This is a genomic window from Rhodococcus sp. 077-4, assembly GCF_047782425.1.
Taxonomy (GTDB): domain Bacteria; phylum Actinomycetota; class Actinomycetes; order Mycobacteriales; family Mycobacteriaceae; genus Rhodococcoides.
In genome coordinates, this window is the sequence record NZ_JAJPWC010000002.1 from 902,510 (window position 1) to 922,599 (window position 20,090).

The window sequence follows — 20,090 nt, forward strand, 5'->3', positions numbered from 1 at the left end:
TGAAGCTACAACGGTTCCCGAGTCGGGCGACAAACCGAAAGGAATGTTTCAGCGGGACAGATCCGCTCGATCCGCCGCGGCCTGCCCCGAATCCCATCCTTCGGCGTCCAGGCGTGGCCCGCGCATCGGCTTCGCCGTCGGGAACAGTCGATCGAACTCGGCTTCCACAGCGACGGTCTGAGCCGCGAGAATCGGTAGCAGGTCGCCCGTTTCGTGGCTTGCTTCGTCGAGCACCTGTGCGTCGGCATCGGTCAGTCGGTCTCCGATGCGGACGGCATAGGCATAGAGGAACGCCTTGCCGAACGCCGCCGAACCGGCCTTCTTGCGTTTCTTCGCCTCCGGCGAATGGCCGAGCGCGCGGGTTGCCTGAACCAGTAGAGAGGTGAACAGCAGTTCGGTCTGTTCCACGTCCACCGGAGCTCCGACCAGGGTGGCGACGGCGAACTCCGAGTCCCAGATGGCCTTGACTCGGTTGGCGGTTCCGACGACGTGCAGCAACTGCGCCTTGGCGGGGGCGTGTGGGCCGTCGACATGGACGCGTCGGCCCGCAATGTCGATGTGTCCCTGCGAGAGCAGCATGGTGTCGATGGAGTAGCGCGTCATCAACTCCTGGGCCTTGGCCGTCAGCGTCTCGGCTTCCTCCTCGAAATCCGTGGCGTCGGCCTTGGCCAGCAGACCGCGAATCTTGGTCAGCATCTTGGTGTTCGGCGCGTCGGAGCCGGCGACACCGGTCACCGTGGGACGAGAGCGCGGCCACTGAGACGGCTTCGCGCCGAGCGCAGGCCAGCGGGGGAGTGTCTGCCAGGCACCGAGCAAGGTGAGTACATCGAGCCACTGATCGCTGGCGGCAATGTAATCCGATTTACCTGACGAGGTCAGGTATGCCGTCAGGAAGTCCGGTGTGGCCTCGACCCGCGCAGCAACCTTGGGGAACTGCTCGCAGATCGTGGACATCTGGTCCACCCAGTCCTGCGGTGCCCGTGAGTCGGCATCGGTGAGATCGGCCTGATGCAGCAGAACCGCAGCAGCGAGGGTGCCTACGGCCACCGGCTGCTGACGCCGGACGACATGCAGCAGATCCATGGGCTGCCAGCCGTTTTCGTACAGCGTCTCGATCATGTTCGTCAGCGCCCGAGAGCCGAGTTCGGTCGCATTCATCGACACCAGCCGATCGGCGACGTCGTCGGCGACGCGTTGGCTCTTGGTCTTGCCGACCGAGGCGTCGGCACCGCGGCGAAGCAGTCCGGGAATGTCGTTCATTCGGTCAACACGATCAATTCGGTGCTCGACGCCACTTCCACGCGCAGTCCGGCCTTGGATGCTACGCGCGCAACGGCTTTCACGTCCTTCGGCTCTGCGGTGGTCAGGGTCAACGCGCGTGCGAGCAGTCCCTTGTGATGCTTGTTGAAGTGGCTCACCACCGATCGGCTGCCATCGGGCTTCTCGGTGAGCACGGTAGCGGTGATCGCGCCCGGAATGGGACCGAGTTGTTGGTAGGTGCCGGATCGGAGGTCGACGACGATGCCTTCGTCCTCGGCGTCGATGGCATCGGAGAGTTCCGGCTTCCAGTGTGATCGCAGCGTGCCGAAGTCGGGAATGGTCGATCCGCCGGACAGTCGGTAGGACGGAATCGGGTCCGAGGCGCGGACGGCCCCGAACAGCGCCGAACCGATCCACAGCCTCGCGTCCGCTCGTGCGCGGCCTGCTCGGGTGAACGACGCCGCGTCGAGGGCGTCGTAGAGGACCCCGGTATAGCGCTTCAGAGCAGGAGTGGTGGGTGAGGTCCACAACCGAGCATTGCGTTCGATCTCGTCGACCTGGGTGGGGCCGAGGCCGAGCGCGGTGGTCGAGGCATCGACGTCGGAGGACAGCTCGACCAGCGCATCGGCCAGCTTTCTGCGAAGTGGCAAGAGCGAAGGCAACGACAGACGGTCCAGATCGAGAGGTGCTCCGGAACCGCCGTCGGACTTCGTCTCGGAGGGAGGCAGCAGAATCAGCACGGGCTCGAGGCTACTCACTGCACGACCGCCTGCTCACAGGTGCCGCGTCAGCGACTAGTCTGACAACCCGTGATCACCCGTCTTTCGCAGTTGTTCCTCCGTACCCTTCGCGACGACCCGGCCGACGCCGAGGTCGACAGCCACAAGCTGTTGGTCCGCGCCGGTTACGTCCGTCGTATCGCTCCGGGCGTCTACTCCTGGCTGCCGCTGGGTCTGCGGGTGCTGCGTCAGGTCGAGCGCGTGGTGCGCGAGGAGATGAACGCGATCGGTGCGCAGGAGATCTCTCTGCCTGCACTGCTGCCACGCGAGCCGTACGAGACCACCAATCGGTGGACCGAATACGGCGACGCGCTGTTCCGGCTGCAGGACCGCAAGGGCAACGACATGCTCCTGGGGCCCACTCACGAAGAGCTGTTCGCGCTGACGGTCAAGGCCGAATACAACTCGTACAAGGATCTGCCGGTCACGCTGTACCAGATTCAGACCAAGTACCGCGACGAGGAACGGCCCCGCGCCGGCATCCTGCGCGGCCGCGAATTCGTGATGAAGGACTCGTACTCCTTCGACATGGACGAGGACGGACTGAAGAAGTCCTACGCCGCCCACCGCGAGGCGTATCAGCGCATCTTCGCCCGCCTCGGCGTCACCTACGTCATCGTCGCCGCGACATCCGGTGCCATGGGCGGCAGTGCTTCCGAGGAATTCCTGGCCGAGAGCGACATCGGTGAGGACACCTACGTGCGGTGTATCGAATCGGGATACGCGGCCAACGTCGAGGCCGTCACGACCCCCGCACCCGAACCCATCGCGATCGAGGGTCAGCCGGCAGCAGTCGACTACGAGACAGGCAACACCCCCACCATCGCGACGCTCGTCGAGTGGGCCAACTCCGTGGATCTCGGACGCACCGTCACCGGCGCGGACACGCTCAAGAACATCTTGCTCAAAGTCCGCAACGCGGAGGGGGAGTGGGAACTGCTCGCCGTCGGCCTGCCCGGTGACCGCGAGGTGGACGAGAAGCGCCTCGAGGCATCCCTCGAGCCTGCCGAGTTCGCTCTGCTGACCGACGCCGACTTCGCTGCCAATCCGTTCCTCGTCAAGGGGTACATCGGTCCACGTGCGTTGCAGGCCAACGGAGTTCGCTACCTCGTCGACCCGCGAGTTGTCGATGGAACGTCGTGGATCACCGGCGCTGACGTCAAGGGCAAGCACGTGGTGAACCTCGTCGCCGGTCGCGATTTCGTTCCCGACGGCACCATCGAAGCAGCCGAGGTGCGTGACGGCGACATGTCTCCCGACGGTCGTGGGCCGCTCGTCAGTGCTCGCGGAATCGAGATCGGGCACATCTTCCAGCTCGGCTACAAGTACACCGATGCGTTCTCGGTCGACGTTCTCGGCGAGACCGGTAAGCCGGTTCGCCTGACGCAGGGTTCCTACGGCGTCGGCGTCTCGCGTCTGGTCGCCGTGATCGCCGAGCAGATGCACGACGACAAGGGTCTGCGGTGGCCGGCGGAGGTCGCGCCCGCCGATGTCCACCTGGTGATCGCCAACAAGGACGACGCCGCTCGCGAGGGCGCGGAATCGATTGCGACACAGCTCGATACGCAAGGCATCGAGGTCCTGTTCGACGATCGCAAGGCCTCGCCGGGAGTGAAGTTCAAGGACTCGGAGCTGATCGGAGTTCCGCTGGTGGTCGTCATCGGCCGCGGCTGGGCCGACGGCAAGGTCGAGATTCGTGATCGATTCACCGGCGAGAGTCGCGAACTGGACGTCGACTCGGCGGTCGAGGAGATCGTGAAGGCTGTGCGGCACACGCCGTAGAAGAGTCTCGCGATCCGTCTGCGCGGTCGATTACCCGCTGGTAGCTTCGGGTCAACGACTATGAGAGGTCATGCCGTGTCTCACTACGCGCTGTTCGATCCCACAACCTTCGATCCGGCCGAGCTCGACGACGACTCTCGTCGACAGCTGCGGGCTTTGATCGAGTGGTTCGAGAGCCGAGGCAAGGGCCGACTGCTTGCCGACGACCTCGACGCAGTCTGGCCCGCGGACTTCGTCGAGTTCGTCGCCGAGCAGAAACTTTTCGCAACCTTCTCCACGCCCGCCGCGTATGCGGACGGATCGCCGAACACGCGGTGGGACGCCGCTCGAAATGCTGCGCTGAGCGAGATTCTGGGTTTCTACGGTCTGGCGTACTGGTACACCTGGCAGGTCACCGTGCTGGGTCTGGGCCCCATCTGGATGAGTGCCAACGACGACGCCAAGCGTCTGGCCGCCCGGTCGCTGGACGGCGGCGGCGTCATGGCATTCGGACTGTCCGAGCGCGCGCACGGTGCCGACGTCTACTCCACCGACATGCTGTTGACGCCCGAGTCCGAGGACTCCGAACTCGCATTCACCGCGTCGGGGGAGAAGTACTACATCGGAAACGGCAACGTTGCCGGCATGGTCTCGGTGTTCGGCCGACGCACCGACGTCGAAGGACCCGATTCGTACGTCTTCTTCGTGGCCGACAGTGCGCACCCGGCCTATCGGCTCCGCGAGAGCGTCGTCCACGGACAGATGTACGTCAGCACGTTCGCGCTCGAGAACTACCCCGTCCGGCAACAGGACATCCTGCACACCGGTGCCGACGCGTTCTCGGCCGCTCTCAACACGGTCAACGTCGGAAAGTTCAACCTGTGCACCGGATCCATCGGAATCTGTGAGCACGCGTTCTACGAGGCGATCACACACGCGAACAACAGAATTCTGTACGGCAATCGCGTCACCGACTTCCCACACGTCCGCAGTGCATTCGTCGACGCGTACTCCCGGCTGATCGCCATGAAGATGTTCAGCGCGCGGGCGCTGGACTACTTCCGTGCCGCGGGACCCGAAGACCGGCGTTACCTGCTGTTCAATCCGATGACCAAGGCGAAGGTCACGTCCGAGGGCGAAACGGTCGTGCGTCTGTTGCACGACGTCATCGCGGCCAAGGGATACGAGAAGAACACGTACTTCCGTGAAGCCGCCCAGCTGATCGGAACACTGCCGAAGCTGGAGGGCACAGTGCACGTCAACGTGGCGCTGATGCTCAAATTCATGCCGGCGTACATGTTCTCGCCCACCGACTACCCCGACGTCGGCACTCGGACCGAGCCGGTCGACGACAGTTTCTTCTTCGCTCAAGGCCCGGCCAGAGGTGCGAGCTCGGTGCGGTTCCACGATTGGAATCCGGTGTACCAGAAGCATTCCGGAATCCCCAACATCGGACGGTTCTACGAGCAGGCACAGGCGTTCAGGTCATTTCTCGCCGAGTGCGCGCCCGACGAATCGCAGCAGAAGGATCTCGATTTCCTTCTCGTGGTGGGGCACCTGTTCTCACTCGTCGTCTACGGCCATCTGGTGCTCGAACAAGCCGACGACATCTCGCCCGAGATGTTGGACCAGATCTTCGACTTCCAGATCAGAGACTTCTCCGGCTATGCCGTCGCGCTGTACGGGAAGCCATCGTCGTCTGCAGCGCAACAGAAGTGGGCCCTGGACGCGATCCGCAAGCCCGTGGTCGATGCGGGTCGTTTCGAGACGGTCTGGAACGAGGTCGTTTCCTACGACGGCAGATACGAGATGCGTCCCTAGTCTGTGACGCGACCTGCCGACGATCCGCCGGACGCCGTCACGGTTGGCCGGGAAATGCGGTCGACGACGGACTGACACCCAGGATCTGCTGCCACGTCGCGAGCCGTACCGCTGCGTCGGTCAGCGCCTGTACCCCCATGTCGCGAGTGGCACCGGACCTACTGCGTTCGATCAGGGAACGCCACGCGACGCTGGTATCGAGTTCGGCCTGCGCAGCCAACTGCGCGGCCGAAATCGCATCGGTCACCGGGAACGGCGACGCATACGCCGGATCCGGTAGCGGCACATCGACACTGGCCGCCTGAAGTGCGTCGATCGTCGAGTCCCGGCGCGCGCGGTGGGCTGCGGTGTTCGACGCCACCACCTCGGCCCGCGAGGGATTGGAGAACGCAGCGACGACGCCGTAGGCGAACACCGCTGCGTACTCGGCGTGCAGTGCGTCGACGAGGCCTTGCTGTTCCGGACCGAGATCGCTCACGCCAGGACCACCATGGTCGAGACCGTGCACGAGGCACTGATGGAACCGAGAAGGCCTGCTCGGTAACCGCTTTCGTTGCGAGCGGCATCTGCTGCACTGCGAGCGGACGCGGTGAGCCTCTCCCGTACGGCGGCGAGATCGGGCGGTGGGGTCGTGGGTGCGACCGTCGTGGTGGCCGGCAACGACGACGTCTGCGTCGATGCGCCGGTAGCGCGGGCGATCTCGGTATCGAGCGCGTCGGCGTGCTCGGTTCTCTGCCCCGCAACGATGCCGAGGGCAACTGCGTAGTCGGGAATCACGGTGGCGGCCGCGGTGGCATCGGCTGCATCGGCGCGTGCAGCGCGCAACTGCGAGGTGAGGGTATCGAGGGCAGGCCCGGATATCTCCTCCTGACCACAGGCCGCGACGGTCGACACGGTGGCCGCGGACAGGGCGGCGGCACCGGCGAGTCGGAACAACCCGCGGCGACTGAGCGCGAAGTGGACTGTCGGCGTGGGCACCCCGATATCGTGCCAGACCGAAGGCTTCGTGCGCGCCGAGCCCGCGTGTCGCGTCGACAGCCGTGGTGTGAAACAACGGTGGTCACGAGCACTACCTGCGGGGCGGTAGGCTGTTGGTTCACCAAACGCAGTCCGGCTGCCGCTCGCCGGATCGCCCACAACTACACACGAGGAGTTCGCGACATGCCTGTTCCGTCCAAGGAAAGGGTTGTCGAACTACTCGCCGACCTCGTACGAGAACGGGGTTACGACCTCGAAGACGTGAACGTGGTGGCCGCAGGTAAGCACAGCGCAGTGCGGATCATGGTCGATCGCGAAGAGGGAATCGACCTCGACGCGCTCCCGGAACTGAGCCGCGACATCTCCGATGCTTTCGATGCCGTGACAGATTTCGGTGAAGCTCCCTACACGCTGGAGGTCACCACCCCAGGAATCGACCGCCCGCTGACCGAGTCCCGGCATTGGCGTCGGGCCCGCGGGCGGAAGGTGCGCATCGAACTCGCCGACGGCAAGTTCGACGGGCGCGTCGGGGTGCTCGACGGCGATTCGGTCACCGTGGTGATCAAGGAGAAGGGCGTGCTGTCGACTCGGTCGGTTGCGCTGCCGGAGGTTGTGAAAGCTGTTGTGCAGGTGGAGTTCTCGCGGCCGAGCGCCGAGGAGATGGACCTGGCGGGTGGAGTGGTCGGCAGCCGGCCCTCGCCTGCGAACACCGATGAGATCGTGGATGTGGAAGCACCGGAAGAAGGGTCGGACAAGTGAATATCGATATTGCCGCATTGCGGGCCATCGAGGCAGACAAGGGAATTCCGATCGAGATGGTGATCTCGACGATTCAGACCGCATTGCTGACGGCCTACCGGCACACCGAGGGGCACCAGTCCAACGCGTGGATCGACGTCGATCGTAAGACCGGATCCGTTCGCGTCATGGCCAAGGAGCTCGACCCAGACGGCAACCTGATCTCCGAATGGGACGACACCCCCGAGGGCTTCGGACGCATCGCGGCCACGACCGCGCGGCAGGTCATTCTGCAGCGACTGCGCGACGCCGAGCACGAGCGATCGTTCGGCGAGTACTCCACTCACGAGGGAGAGATCGTCAACGGCGTCATTCAGCGCGACACCCGCGCCAACGCCAAGGGCACCGTGATCGTCCGCATCGGTAGTGATGCCAACGGAGCCGACGGGCTGTTGCCGCCCGCCGAGCAGGTGCCCGGTGAGAGCTACGAGCACGGGGAGCGCATCAAGTGCTACGTCGTCGGTGTCGCCCGAGGTAATCGCGGTCCGCAGATCACCCTGTCGCGTACCCATCCGAACCTGGTACGCAAGCTGTTCGCCCTCGAGGTCCCGGAGATCGCCGACGGATCGGTCGACATCGTGGCGGTCGCGCGTGAATCGGGCCACCGGTCGAAAATTGCCGTCGCTTCGACGGTGTCGGGTCTCAATGCCAAGGGTGCCTGCATCGGTCCGATGGGTCAGCGAGTGCGCAACGTGATGAGCGAACTGGCCGGCGAGAAGATCGACATCATCGACTTCGACGAGGACCCGGCCACGTTCGTCGGGAATGCGCTGTCCCCGTCGAAGGTCGTCTCGGTGACCGTCGTCGACGCGGCTGCTCGCGCTGCCCGCGTCGTCGTTCCCGAGTACCAACTTTCGCTGGCGATCGGCAAGGAAGGGCAGAACGCCAGACTGGCCGCTCGACTGACCGGTTGGCGCATCGACATCCGCAGCGATGCGGCGGCACCCGAGACGACCAGCGCGTAGGGCCGGAATGCGGAGTTCGGGGCAATACAGCGGTAGAGTGGTCGATGGTCCGGTAACGACCTCGTTGCCACGAGACATGAACGCGAGTATCCGGTTGTGACAAGCCGGCCGATTCGTACATGTATCGGGTGCAGGGAGCGAGTGCCGGCCGCCGATCTGTTGAGGATCGTGGTTCGAGAAGCTGGTTCGCACGAATTCGCTCTCGTCCCCGACGTCCGGCATTCGATGACCGGTCGTGGTGCGTGGTTGCACTACAGCCGAGAATGCCTGCACAATGCGGAGCGACGCCGAGCCTTCGGTCGTGCGTTTCGGATATCGGGAAATGTGGAATCGTCCGCAGTGGCAATCGTGCTCGACGAGTACGAGCAGCTGCACGACGACAACACGACAAGAGCAACACCCGTCGACAAGAACAGGCAACAGCACTGATGAGCACACCGTGAAGCACCAACGATGAACGTCCATCGGAGATAACCCGAGGTCGTGCGGGCACCAAGCCTCGCTCGGCCTCTCAGTGAGGAGAGCAGTGGCAGGCAAGGCCCGCGTGCACGAGTTGGCCAAAGAACTCGGTGTCACCAGTAAGGAACTACTCGCACGGCTCAAAGAGCAAGGCGAGTTCGTCAAATCCGCATCATCCACAGTCGAGGCCCCCGTGGCTCGTCGACTGCGTGAATCCTTCCCGTCCGAAACTTCGGATGCGTCGGCAGCAACCGCACCGGCACCCAACGGTCGCGCAGCGGCCGACCGCGCAGCGAGCAGCTCCGCGAAGCCGGGCGCGGCCAAGCCGGGCGGACCCCGCCCCGGCCCCAAGCCGGCACCCCGCGCTGCAGAGCCGGAAGCACCCGCAGCACAAGCTCCGGTCGAGGCAGCTCCGGCCGCACCGACCCCGGCGGCCGCACCGACCCCGGCTGCACCCACCCCGCCGCCCGCAGCGCCCGCTGCCCCCGTCGAGCAGGCTCCGGCCGCTTCGGCAGGCACCGGTGAGACGGCATCGGCTCCGGCCGCGCCCAAGCCGGCAGGTCCCGGCCCCAAGCCCGGACCCAAGGCCCCGCGTGTCGGGAACAACCCGTACTCCTCGGCTCCCGTGGAACGGCCGGCTCCCCGGCCTGCTCCCGGTGCACCCCGCCCCGGTGGCGGACGCCCCGCTCCCGGACAGGGTGGGCCTCGTCCCGCCGCACCGTCCGGTGGCGCTCGTCCGGCTCCCGGACAGGGTGGGCCTCGTCCCGCTCCAGGCCAGGCCGGACCTCGTCCGAGCCCCGGCTCGATGCCTCCTCGCCCGAATCCCGGTGCGATGCCGACCCGTTCGGCACGTCCGAGCCCAGCGGCAGGACGCCCCGGTCGTCCCGGCGGCGCTCCGGGTGGTCGTCCCGGCGGCGGTGCCGGTGGCGGTGGCTACCGTGGTGGCGGCGCTCCCGGTGCTCCCGGTGGTGCCCCCGCAGGCGGCGCTCCCGCAGGTGGTTTCCGTGGCCGTCCCGGCGGCGGCGGACGCCCCGGTCAGCGCGGAGCTGCAGCAGGTGCCTTCGGTCGTCCCGGCGGAGCAGTCCGTCGCGGCCGTAAGTCGAAGCGGGCGAAACGCGCCGAGTACGAGAGCATGCAGGCACCCGCAGTCGGCGGCGTCAGGCTGCCCCGCGGCAACGGTGAGACCATTCGTCTCGCTCGCGGTGCATCGCTGTCGGACTTCGCGGACAAGATCGACGCCAACCCGGCCGCACTGGTCCAGGCATTGTTCAACCTCGGTGAGATGGTCACAGCGACGCAGTCGGTCAACGACGAGACGCTGGAGCTTCTCGGCGGCGAGATGAACTACGTGGTCCAGGTCGTCAGCCCCGAGGACGAGGATCGCGAACTGCTCGACTCGTTCGACCTCACCTACGGCGAGGACGCCGGCGGCGAGGACGACCTTGAACAGCGTCCCCCGGTGGTCACTGTCATGGGCCACGTCGACCACGGTAAGACGCGACTGCTCGACTCGATTCGCAACACCACGGTGCGCGAAGGCGAGGCCGGCGGAATCACGCAGCACATCGGTGCCTACCAGGTGCTGACCACGCTCGAGGGCAACGAGCGTCTCGTGACGTTCATCGACACCCCCGGTCACGAGGCCTTCACGGCCATGCGTGCCCGCGGTGCCAAGGCCACCGACCTCGCGATCCTGGTGGTCGCAGCCGACGACGGCGTCATGCCGCAGACGGTGGAGGCCATCAACCACGCGCAGGCGGCCGATGTGCCGATCGTGGTCGCGGTCAACAAGATCGACAAGGAGGGCGCGAACCCGGACAAGATCCGGCAGCAGCTCACCGAGTACGGTCTGGTCGCCGAGGAGTACGGCGGCGAGACGATGTTCGTCGACATCTCCGCCAAGCAGGGCACCAACATCGATGCCCTTCTCGAAGCGGTGCTGCTGACGGCCGACGCCTCGCTCGATCTGCGCGCAAACCCGGACATGGACGCTCAGGGTGTCGCCATCGAGGCGCACCTCGACCGTGGTCGTGGCCCGGTCGCGACCGTGCTCATCGCCCGCGGAACATTGCGCGTCGGTGACTCGATCGTCGCCGGTGACGCGTACGGACGCGTGCGCCGGATGGTCGACGAGCACGGCGAGGACGTCACCGAAGCGATGCCGTCCCGTCCCGTGCAGGTCATCGGCTTCACGTCGGTGCCCGGTGCAGGCGACAACCTGCTTGTCGTCGACGAGGACCGGATCGCCCGTCAGATCGCCGACCGTCGAAATGCGCGCAAGCGCAATGCTCTGGCAGCCAAGAGCCGCAAGCGCATCAGCCTCGACGATCTCGATGCAGCTCTGAAGGAGACTTCGCAGCTCAACTTGATCCTCAAGGGTGACAACTCGGGAACCGTGGAAGCCCTCGAAGAGGCGCTGCTCGGTATCGAGATCGACGACGAGGTCGAGTTGCGTGTCATCGACCGCGGTGTCGGTGGCGTCACGGAGACCAACGTCAACCTGGCGTCGGCATCCAACGCGATCATCATCGGCTTCAACGTTCGCGCGGAAGGCAAGGCCACCGAGCTGGCCAACCGCGAAGGCGTCGACATCCGGTACTACTCGGTGATCTACCAGGCCATCGACGAGATCGAGAAGGCCCTCAAGGGCATGCTCAAGCCGGTGTACGAGGAGGTCGCCCTCGGGCAGGCCGAGATCCGCGCGCTGTTCCGTTCCTCCAAGGTCGGAAACATCGCGGGTTGCCTCGTCACCTCCGGTACGATCCGTCGCAACGCCAAGGCGCGACTCATCCGAGACAGCGCCGTTGTCGCGGAAACCGTCACGATCTCCTCGCTCCGCCGTGAGAAGGACGACGCGACGGAGGTTCGTGAGGGATACGAGTGTGGTTTGACGGTGACGTACTCCGACATCAAGGTGGGCGATGTCATCGAGGCGTACGAACTCCGTGAAAAGCCGCGCGACTAGAACCGATGCGGAGCCGTTCGGCTCCGCATCCGGTCGCGTCGGCTCGGTGGTGAAGCCAGGGGAGTGACACTGCGCTCCGACTTTCGAGCCGGTGGTGGTACGACAGCTGTACCGCCACCGGCTTTGTCGTCGAAGCTGATCGAAGGACGTCAGCGTGTATCTGGGTGCTCTGGAGTTGGACGTGTTGTTGGGGGACGTGCGCTCGCTCGCCGAGAAGCGGTCGATGGTGGAACCGGTTCTCGGTGATCTGCACAGGCTGGGAGTCTCGGCTGCGGAAACCGGTGAGCGAGAACGTATTCGGCGATCCCTGTTGGGTGTCGCCGCAGCCGGTACCGACGTCGATCTACTGCACGACAAGCTGGACGAGTGCGAGCGGCATGTCGCCGAACGCCATGATCTGGAACTGTTGGCAGTACGCCGAAGAATTTTCGGACCCGAGGATTGACTCGGGAAGTCTGCCGAGCACTGTTCGGCAGACATGAAGTGCACAACCGTCGACGCGTCGTACAGAATCGACGTTCGGCCATGAAAGAGGAGTGTGATTGTCGTGGTGGATCAGGCCAGGGCTCGTAAGTTGTCCAAGCGAATCGCCGCCATCGTTGCAACGGCGATCGATCACGAAATCAAGGATCCACGGCTGGCATTCGTGACCATCACCGACACGAAGGTGACAGCCGACCTGCACGACGCCACGGTGTACTACACCGTCATGGGCGAAGACCTCGATACGCCGCCCGATCTGCAGGCTGCCGCGGCAGGACTGGAGAAGGCCAAGGGTGTGCTGCGTTCGAAGGTGGGAGCCGGAACGGGCGTGCGGTACACGCCGACACTGACGTTCGTGACCGACACCGTGCCCGACACCGCACGCCACATGGAAGATCTCCTCGAACGCGCCCGACTGGCCGACGAGGAGCTCGCCCGTGCCCGTGCGAACGCCAAGCCCGCCGGAGACCCGGATCCGTACAAAGCCCCACGCGAGATCGCAGACTTGGATGGTCATTCCGCAGGCTCCACTCCTGCAGACGTCGAGCCCGCCGAAGCCGACTGACATGTCCGACGGTTCGGGGACAGTTTCGGAGACGGACGAGGATCTGGCGCGGGCGATCGACATGCTCGAACGCGCATCCTCGGTGACCGTGCTGTGTCACGTTCAGCCCGATGCGGACACGATCGGGAGTGGGCTCGCGCTCGGTTCGGTACTCGAACGTCGCGGCGCGAGCGTCCAGGTGGCGTTCGCTGCACCGGCGTCTCTGCCCGAGTCGATGGACGAGCTGCCGGGCCTGCACCTTCTGGTCGACGCCGACAAGGTCGCCGATACCGTCGACCTGGTGGTCACGGTGGACGCGGGAAGTCGGGGTCGGCTGGGCTCGCTGGGCGAGCGACTCGATACCGCCTCGGCCAGCCTCGTCATCGATCATCACCGCAGCAACACTCGATTCGGAACGCTGAACGTGGTGGATGCATCCGCGGAGTCGACCACCGCGGTGATCACCCGACTGTTGGACCTGTGGGGTGTCGAGATCGACGCCGATCTCGCACATCTGCTGTTCGCAGGCCTGGTCACCGACACCGGTTCGTTCCGTTGGGTCCGCCCCGGTTCGCATCTGCTCGCAGAAAGGCTGCTGGCCACGGGGATCGACGGCGCACACATCGCACGCAAGTTACTGGACACCCATCCGTTCGACTGGCTGCCGATGCTCGGCACGGTTCTCGGTTCAGCGTCGTTGATTCCCGACGCCGGCGACGGCCGGGGGCTGGTGTACGCGGTCATTCGGAGCGAGGATGCGGCCGGAATGCGGTCCGAGGAGATCGAGAGCGTGATCGACATCGTGCGCACCACCTCCGAAGCCGAGGTGGCAGCAGTGTTGAAGCAGCAGGACTTCGGCGCGGTCTGGGTGGTCTCGTTGCGCTCGAAGACCGAGGTGGATGTCTCGGCGGTGGCGTGTCGTCTCGGCGGTGGTGGGCACCGCAACGCGGCCGGTTACACCGCCACGGGTGAACTCGCCGTCGTGATCGATGCGCTGTGCGAGGCACTGTCGGCGTCGTGAGCTCCACCCCGGTCACCGCTCGGAAAATCCTCGGCTTGTCGCTTCCCTCTTTGGGTGTCCTCGCCGCCGAACCCCTCTACCTGTTGTTCGACGCAGCGGTGGTCGGCCGACTCGGTGCGCTGGCTCTCGCCGGCCTGGCCATCGGCGGACTGGTGTTGGCTCAGGTGAGCACCCAGTTGACCTTCCTGTCCTACGGCACCACCGCGCGAGCGGCCCGCATGCACGGTGCCGGTCGCGGCGGCGACGCGGTGGGTGAGGGTGTGCAGGCAACCTGGCTGGCCTTCGTCATCGGTAGTGCGATCGTCGCCCTCGTGCAGCTTGCGGCCGAACCCGTGGTGTCGGTGCTCACCGGCGGTGGCGACATCGCGGCCGAGGCGCTCGCGTGGCTTCGGGTGGCTCTGCTGGGTGTGCCGTTCATCCTGGTCTCCCTGGCCGGAAACGGATGGATGCGCGGGGTTCAGAACACGGTGACGCCTCTGCGATTCGTCGTGTTCGGCTTCGGTGTGTCAGCGGTGCTGTGCCCGCTTCTGGTTCACGGTCTGCTCGGATTCCCGCGCCTGGAGCTGGTGGGATCGGCTGTGGCGAACGTGATCGGCCAGGCCGTCGCCGGCGCGCTGTTCGTCGCCGCAGTCGTGCGACAAGGCACCGACCTGCGCCCGCGATGGTCGGTGATGCGTGCGCAACTGGTGCTGGGCCGTGACCTGATCGTGCGCAGTCTGGCGTTCCAAGCCTGCTTCCTGTCCGCTGCTGCCGTCGCGTCGAGGTTCGGGGCGGCCTCGGTCGCCGCCAACCAGGTGGTGCTGCACTTGTGGAACCTGGTGTCGTTGATGCTCGATTCACTGGCAATTGCCGCCCAGACCCTTGTGGGTGCCGCCCTGGGGGCCGGCAGGACCGAGGACGCGCGCGCACTCGCGTGGCGCTTGACCGCATGGTCGACGGTATTCGCGGTTGTCCTCGCCTGCGTGTTCGCCGTCGGGCGGTCGTTCGTTCCTGATCTGTTCACCGCAGATGTGTCGGTCATCGACCAGATGCATGCGATCTGGTGGATCTTCGTCGCGATCATTCCCATTGCCGGGGTCGTATTCGCCTTGGACGGGGTGCTGCTCGGCAGCGGCGATGCAGCGTTTCTGCGGAACGCGACCATGGCGTGCGCCGTCGTGGGCTTTCTGCCGTTCATCTGGTCGGCCCTGGTGTTCGACTGGGGATTGGTCGGTATCTGGATCGGTCTCGGTGTCTTCGTCGCCCTGCGCATGATCGCGGTCGCGGGCCGGGTGCTGTCCGGAAAATGGCTGGTGATCGGCAGCGATCGACAACTACGCACGTAGCCCGCTGTCAGGACTGCGACGGTAACGCAGGGTGCAGGGCCACCTCGCGGCTCTTGACGACGAAGAACACCGTGCGGCCCGGTTCGAGCCCGAGATCGGACACGGCAGCGGGAGTGATGTCGGCAGCCATCCCGGGGGAGCCGTCGGGATGCGGACGTGACCGGACGCGGATTCCCGACCCCTGTACCTCCAGCTCCTCGATCTCCACCTCGAAGACGTTGCGGGGGCTGGCGTGCGGGGCAGTCGGGTGCACCGAGACGGCGGCGGGGGAGAACACAGCGACCAGCGCAGTTCCGGTGTCGTACCGGCCCGAGCCATGAACCTGCAACCCCCAACTCGTGTTCAGAGTCGTCGTGTCGTCGGCGTCGACCGCGCGGCCGGACAGCAGGTTCACCCCGGCGATGCGGGCACCGAACTCGCTTCGGGGCGCGGTGAGCACCTCCGCGACCGAGCCTCGCTCGACGACGCGTCCACCCTCGACGACCGCGACGGAATCGGCGAGCGCGACGACGTCCAGCAGATCGTGGGTCACGATCAAGGCCGTGCGAGCGCTCTCGCGCAACACCGCGCGCAGCACTCGCCGAATGGCCGGAGCCGTATCGACATCCAGGGCCGCCAGGGGTTCGTCGAGCAGCAGCAGCTTAGGATCGGCCGCCAGAGCGCGCGCGATGGCGATACGTTGGGCCTGACCGCCGGACAGCTGGCCTGGACGGCGATCGGCCAGGTGGGAGGCACCGACCGCGTCGAGCCACCTGTCGGCCACGGCCCCGGCGGCGGACCGGTTCGCCCCGGCACTGCGTGGTGCGAAGGCCACGTTGGTGCGCGCGGTCATGTGGGGAAACAGCAGGGCGTCCTGTGCGAGAGTCGCGACGCCGCGGGCGTGAATCGGCACGACGGTCTTGGAGGCGGTGTCGGTCAGTACGTCCTCGCCGAGCCGGACGAGCCCGTTGTCCGGTACGGCCACACCCGAGACGAGCTGCAGCAGAGTCGATTTGCCTGCCCCGTTGGGCCCGAGAATGGCGACGGTCTCACCCTCGACGGCGTCCAGTTCGAGGTCGATTTTGCGGACCCCGAGCGTGGCGCGTAGGTGCAGTGCGCTCACATCGTTCCCGACGACCGAGTACTGCGGGCGGTGACGACAACGAGCCCAGCCACCAGTATCAGCACCAGCGACAGTGCCACCGCGGCATCGGGATCGGCCTCGCGCTGGAGATAGATTTCTAGGGGGAGCGTCCTGGTGACGCCCTCGAGCGAGCCGGCGAAGGTCAACGTCGCTCCGAATTCTCCCAGTGCACGTGCGAAAGCGAGAACGGTCCCGGAGATCAGTCCGGGGAGTATCAGCGGGACGGTGACCCGCCTCAGGACGGTCGTGGGGGTGGCACCGAGGGTGGCAGCCACCACGTCGTAGCGGTCACCGGCCGTACGCAGGGCACCTTCGACGCTGACGACGAGAAACGGCAACGACACGAACACCTGTGCCAATACGACGGCCGTGGTCGTGAACGCGATTCGAATCCCGAAGGCATCGAGATGTTCGCCCAACAGGCCCTGGCGTCCGAAGGTGTACAGCAGCGCAATGCCGCCGACCACCGGGGGCAGAACCAGGGGCAGTACGACGAGGGAGCGAAGGATCGGCAGTCCCCGAATCGAGCTGCGCGAGAGCACGATTGCCATCGGAACGCCCAGAAGCAGGCACATCACGGTGCTGGCTGTCGCGGTCTTCAGGCTCAGGATCAGCGCCGCAACCGCGGATTCCGAGGTGACGAGCCCGAGAAAATTCGACCAGTCGATTCGGGTGAACATTGCAGCCAAGGGGGCCACGACGACAAGCGCCCCGAGAGCGGCCGGAACGAAAATCCAGAGCGGCACACCGACGGTCGGACTCCTGGGGCCTGCGGGTTGTCCGGTCACGGTGCCCCGAAACCGGCTCGGTCCAGCACGTCCAGGCCGACGGGTCCGGTGACGAAATCGGTGAATGCGCGAGCTGTGGCTTCGTTGCGGGAACCGCTCAGTGCAGCGATCGGGTAGGTGTTGACGGCCTCGCTCGACTCCTCGAAGGGTACCGAGGTCACGGCCTCGCCTGCCCCGGCAGCGTCGGTGACGTAGACCAGTCCGGCATCGGCCTGTCCCGAGGTGACCTTGCCCAGCACATCGGTGACCGAGGATTCTTCGCTCACTGCCGGGATGGTCGTGCCGGTCGCGGCCTCGACGGTCGCCGTCGCCGCGCCGCACGGCACCTGGGGTGCGCAGATCACCGTCAGGACGTCTGGGTTCGCCAGATCGGCGAAGAACGTGATGCCTTCCGGGTTACCTGGTGCGGTGACGATGGTCAGGGTGTTGGAGGCAAAGTCGACGGGATTGCCCGCGACGAGGCCGGCATCGACCGTTTTCGTCATGTTCTTCGTATCCGCCGAGGCGAAGACATCGGCAGGCGCGCCGGAGATCAGCTGCGCGGCCAGGTCGGAGGAGCCCGCGAAGCTGAACTCCACCGAGGTACCGGGATGTTCGGCCTCGAATCGCGTACCGAGATCGGTGAAGCTCGCGCGGAGCGATGCCGCGGCGAAAACCGTCATCTCGCCCTCGACTGCGCTTCCGTCGGTGGTCGCATCGGGTGCGGTCGCACCGGGTTGCGAGGTGCACCCGACGAGGATCAGGGCGGCAGCGGCCAGTGCCGTGGATATCGGACGCATCGTTGTCACGAGTATCTCCTGCGTTTCTACGGTGTCTCGACGATGACGGTCGTCGCCTTGACGACTGCGACGGTGACCTTGCCGGGTTCGAGCCCCAGTTCACGAACCGAGCGGGTGCTCATCAGGGACACGATCGTGAACGGTCCACACTGCATGCTCACCTCGCTCATCACCGCGTCAGAGACGACCTCGGTGACCAATCCGACGAGTCGGTTGCGCGCGGAGCTACCGCCCGACGAGATCTCCGGCGGGGGTACGGCGTGCTCGCGTGCGTACTCGGCCAGGTCCCGTCCGGCGATGACCTTGCGTCCGGTGTCGTCCTCGTGCGAGGCGAGTGCGCCGCTGTCCATCCATCTGCGCACTGTGTCGTCACTGACGCCGAGGAGTGCCGCGGCGTCTCGAACGCGGACGGGGGGCACCGTCACCTGGACGCCCGCACTGCGGGCTGTATCCGCAAATAGGTCATGGTTGGCACCATATACCCGAAATTGCGGATGAGGAGCGGGGATCTCGCTGTCGGTGACGCGTCGTCTCACCCCAACGAGATCTGCCGAGGAATCTGCGTGGAGTATTGAACGTTGACACGTTCTCGGACGGTTTCGGCGATCGGACGCCGGCGGCCGAGCACATCGGAAGGAATTTTCAGTGGTAGCGAAGCTGTGGGCAGTGAGCGACATTCACGTCGGACATCGGGGCAACCGGCCCGTCACCGAGGACATCTTTCCCGAATCGCCCGAGGACTGGCTGATCGTTGCCGGTGACGTGTCGGAGAAGACCGACGACATCAAGTGGGCACTCGAACTGCTCCGTAGCCGTTTCGCGAAGGTCATCTGGGTTCCCGGAAACCATGAGCTGTGGACGACGGTCAAAGATCCTGTCCAGATTCACGGAGCGGCCCGATACGAGTACTTGGTCAACATGTGCCGCGAGATCGATGTCGTCACCCCGGAAGACCCGTATCTGCGGTGGGAGGGTGAGGGTGGCCCGGCGACGATCGTGCCGATGTTCCTGCTCTACGACTACACGTTCCTGCCACGCGGAGCTCGAGACAAGGAGCACGGTCTCGCGATCGCACGCGAGAAGAACGTTGTCGCCACGGACGAATTCCTGTTGTCCTCGCAGCCGTATGCGACGCGAGACGCGTGGTGTCACGCGCGTATCGATGCCACCAGAGACCGCCTCGACGCGCTGGACACCACCGTTCCGACCGTGCTGATCAACCACTTCCCGATGGTTCGGCAGCCGACCGAGGTGTTGTTCTACCCGGAGTTCGCGCTGTGGTGTGGGTCCACCCTGACGGCGGATTGGCACACGCGCTACAACGCGATCTGCTCGGTGTACGGGCACCTGCACATCCCGCGGACCACCTATTACGATGGTGTCCGTTTCGAGGAGGTGTCGGTGGGCTACCCCCGTGAATGGCAGCGCCGCGGTCTACCGAAAAACGTTCTGCGACAAATTCTTCCGGTCCCCGAATATCCGCCGGGTGCGCTGAACAAATGGGGCGGTCACTTCACGGTGACGCCCGAGATGGAGGCAGAGGTCGAGAATATGAGGGCCGGCAAGTGATCGAATCGATACTCCCCAACGGTGTCGTCTCGGCCGAATTGTTCGCCGATCCACCGGGATTGACGCCGCATCCGCTCGAAGCTCCGTTGGTGGCCAAGGCAGTGGACAAGCGCAAGCGTGAATTCACCTCGGCACGGCACTGTGCGCGTGTGGCGATGGAGAAGCTGGGCGTCGAGCCGGCCCCGATCATGCGCGGCAAATCCGGTGCACCGCAGTGGCCGAAGGGTGTGGTCGGATCGTTGACGCACTGCGACGGATATCGCGGTGCCGTGCTGGCCTACTCGATGCAGGTGCGATCGGTGGGGATCGACGCCGAGCCGCACGGACCATTACCGGACGGTGTGCTCGATGCAGTGAGCCTCGAAGCCGAACGGGAGTGGCTCGCGACCGCGGGACGTGAGGACGTCCACTGGGATCGAGTGTTGTTCTGCGCCAAGGAAGCCACGTACAAGGCCTGGGAGCCGCTGACCGGACGGTGGCTCGGTTTCGAGGATGCGCACATCACCTTCGAGCGCACCGGCTCCGGCGACGACATCTCGGGAACCTTCCACTCCGAGCTGCTGGTACCGGGCGACACGGTCTCCGGGCCACCTCTGACGGCGTTCGACGGTCGATGGTTGGTGGCGGGCGGTCTGGTGATGACCGCGATCTCGGTGATGTGACGACCGGCTC

At 65.6% G+C, this 20,090-nt stretch carries 20 protein-coding genes; 12 read left to right on the plus strand and 8 right to left on the minus strand.

Annotated features, from left to right (window positions below; all coding sequences use genetic code 11):
- Positions 1 to 48: 48 nt before the first annotated feature.
- Both ACNEOT_RS13485 and yaaA read right to left on the minus strand, forming a co-directional pair.
- A complete protein-coding gene (locus tag ACNEOT_RS13485) occupies positions 49 to 1,260 on the minus strand; it encodes a DUF2786 domain-containing protein (protein WP_415974525.1) in 1,212 nt (403 codons plus the stop codon).
- A complete protein-coding gene (gene yaaA, locus ACNEOT_RS13490) occupies positions 1,257 to 2,000 on the minus strand; it encodes a peroxide stress protein YaaA (protein WP_415975151.1) in 744 nt (247 codons plus the stop codon). The genes ACNEOT_RS13485 and yaaA overlap by 4 nt, the downstream gene beginning before the upstream one ends.
- 69 nt (positions 2,001 to 2,069) lie before the next feature.
- On the opposite strand from yaaA, the gene ACNEOT_RS13495 reads away from it, so the two are divergent.
- Complete coding sequence (locus tag ACNEOT_RS13495) at positions 2,070 to 3,821, plus strand: proline--tRNA ligase (RefSeq protein ID WP_415974526.1); 1,752 nt, start codon at positions 2,070 to 2,072, stop codon at positions 3,819 to 3,821.
- Positions 3,822 to 3,881: 60 nt separating this feature from the next.
- A complete protein-coding gene (locus ACNEOT_RS13500) occupies positions 3,882 to 5,621 on the plus strand; it encodes an acyl-CoA dehydrogenase family protein (protein ID WP_415974527.1) in 1,740 nt (579 codons plus the stop codon).
- A gap of 37 nt (positions 5,622 to 5,658) precedes the next feature.
- Here ACNEOT_RS13500 and ACNEOT_RS13505 read toward each other — a convergent pair whose 3' ends face one another.
- Both ACNEOT_RS13505 and ACNEOT_RS13510 read right to left on the minus strand, forming a co-directional pair.
- A complete protein-coding gene (locus ACNEOT_RS13505) occupies positions 5,659 to 6,099 on the minus strand; it encodes a ferritin-like domain-containing protein (RefSeq protein ID WP_415974528.1) in 441 nt (146 codons plus the stop codon).
- Positions 6,096 to 6,599, minus strand: a complete 504-nt coding sequence (locus ACNEOT_RS13510; protein WP_415974529.1) for a hypothetical protein — start codon at positions 6,597 to 6,599, stop codon at positions 6,096 to 6,098. Before ACNEOT_RS13510 ends, ACNEOT_RS13505 begins: the two co-directional genes overlap by 4 nt.
- 183 nt (positions 6,600 to 6,782) lie before the next feature.
- Between ACNEOT_RS13510 and rimP the strand changes: the two genes are divergently transcribed.
- From rimP to ACNEOT_RS13550, 8 genes are all read left to right on the plus strand, one after another.
- Entirely contained in the window at positions 6,783 to 7,358 is a 576-nt protein-coding gene (rimP, locus tag ACNEOT_RS13515) for a ribosome maturation factor RimP (RefSeq protein WP_415974530.1), read from the plus strand.
- Positions 7,355 to 8,362, plus strand: coding sequence for a transcription termination factor NusA (gene nusA, locus ACNEOT_RS13520; protein ID WP_415974531.1), 1,008 nt, complete (start codon positions 7,355 to 7,357; stop codon positions 8,360 to 8,362). The genes rimP and nusA overlap by 4 nt, the downstream gene beginning before the upstream one ends.
- A gap of 96 nt (positions 8,363 to 8,458) precedes the next feature.
- Positions 8,459 to 8,791, plus strand: coding sequence for a YlxR family protein (locus tag ACNEOT_RS13525; RefSeq protein ID WP_415974532.1), 333 nt, complete (start codon positions 8,459 to 8,461; stop codon positions 8,789 to 8,791).
- A gap of 97 nt (positions 8,792 to 8,888) precedes the next feature.
- Positions 8,889 to 11,786: a translation initiation factor IF-2 gene (infB, locus tag ACNEOT_RS13530; RefSeq protein ID WP_415974533.1), complete on the plus strand. Its 2,898-nt coding sequence runs from the start codon at positions 8,889 to 8,891 to the stop codon at positions 11,784 to 11,786.
- 154 nt (positions 11,787 to 11,940) lie between these two features.
- Positions 11,941 to 12,231: a DUF503 domain-containing protein gene (locus ACNEOT_RS13535; RefSeq protein WP_415974534.1), complete on the plus strand. Its 291-nt coding sequence runs from the start codon at positions 11,941 to 11,943 to the stop codon at positions 12,229 to 12,231.
- 102 nt (positions 12,232 to 12,333) lie between these two features.
- On the plus strand, positions 12,334 to 12,834 hold the full coding sequence (gene rbfA / locus ACNEOT_RS13540) for a 30S ribosome-binding factor RbfA (RefSeq protein WP_415975153.1): 501 nt from the start codon (positions 12,334 to 12,336) through the stop codon (positions 12,832 to 12,834).
- 1 nt (position 12,835) lies between these two features.
- Entirely contained in the window at positions 12,836 to 13,834 is a 999-nt protein-coding gene (locus ACNEOT_RS13545; RefSeq protein WP_415974535.1) for a DHH family phosphoesterase, read from the plus strand.
- A complete protein-coding gene (locus tag ACNEOT_RS13550) occupies positions 13,831 to 15,159 on the plus strand; it encodes an MATE family efflux transporter (protein WP_415974536.1) in 1,329 nt (442 codons plus the stop codon). The genes ACNEOT_RS13545 and ACNEOT_RS13550 overlap by 4 nt, the downstream gene beginning before the upstream one ends.
- Positions 15,160 to 15,166: 7 nt before the next feature.
- On the opposite strand, the gene ACNEOT_RS13555 is transcribed toward ACNEOT_RS13550, so the two are convergent.
- From ACNEOT_RS13555 to ACNEOT_RS13570, 4 genes are read right to left on the minus strand one after another with little or no spacing between them, the layout of a single operon-like run.
- Positions 15,167 to 16,261, minus strand: a complete 1,095-nt coding sequence (locus ACNEOT_RS13555) for a sulfate/molybdate ABC transporter ATP-binding protein (RefSeq protein ID WP_415974537.1) — start codon at positions 16,259 to 16,261, stop codon at positions 15,167 to 15,169.
- Positions 16,258 to 17,070, minus strand: coding sequence for an ABC transporter permease (locus ACNEOT_RS13560; RefSeq protein ID WP_415974538.1), 813 nt, complete (start codon positions 17,068 to 17,070; stop codon positions 16,258 to 16,260). Before ACNEOT_RS13560 ends, ACNEOT_RS13555 begins: the two co-directional genes overlap by 4 nt.
- A complete protein-coding gene (gene modA, locus ACNEOT_RS13565; RefSeq protein WP_415975155.1) occupies positions 17,067 to 17,849 on the minus strand; it encodes a molybdate ABC transporter substrate-binding protein in 783 nt (260 codons plus the stop codon). The genes ACNEOT_RS13560 and modA overlap by 4 nt, the downstream gene beginning before the upstream one ends.
- Positions 17,850 to 17,875: 26 nt before the next feature.
- Positions 17,876 to 18,268, minus strand: a complete 393-nt coding sequence (locus tag ACNEOT_RS13570; RefSeq protein ID WP_415975156.1) for a TOBE domain-containing protein — start codon at positions 18,266 to 18,268, stop codon at positions 17,876 to 17,878.
- Positions 18,269 to 18,494: 226 nt separating this feature from the next.
- On the opposite strand from ACNEOT_RS13570, the gene ACNEOT_RS13575 reads away from it, so the two are divergent.
- Both ACNEOT_RS13575 and npt read left to right on the plus strand, forming a co-directional pair.
- The gene (locus ACNEOT_RS13575; protein WP_415974539.1) at positions 18,495 to 19,418 is read left to right on the plus strand and encodes a metallophosphoesterase family protein; all 924 of its coding nucleotides are present in this window, start codon (positions 18,495 to 18,497) and stop codon (positions 19,416 to 19,418) included.
- Entirely contained in the window at positions 19,415 to 20,080 is a 666-nt protein-coding gene (npt, locus tag ACNEOT_RS13580; protein ID WP_415974540.1) for a 4'-phosphopantetheinyl transferase Npt, read from the plus strand. The genes ACNEOT_RS13575 and npt overlap by 4 nt, the downstream gene beginning before the upstream one ends.
- The last annotated feature ends 10 nt before the right edge of the window (positions 20,081 to 20,090 follow it).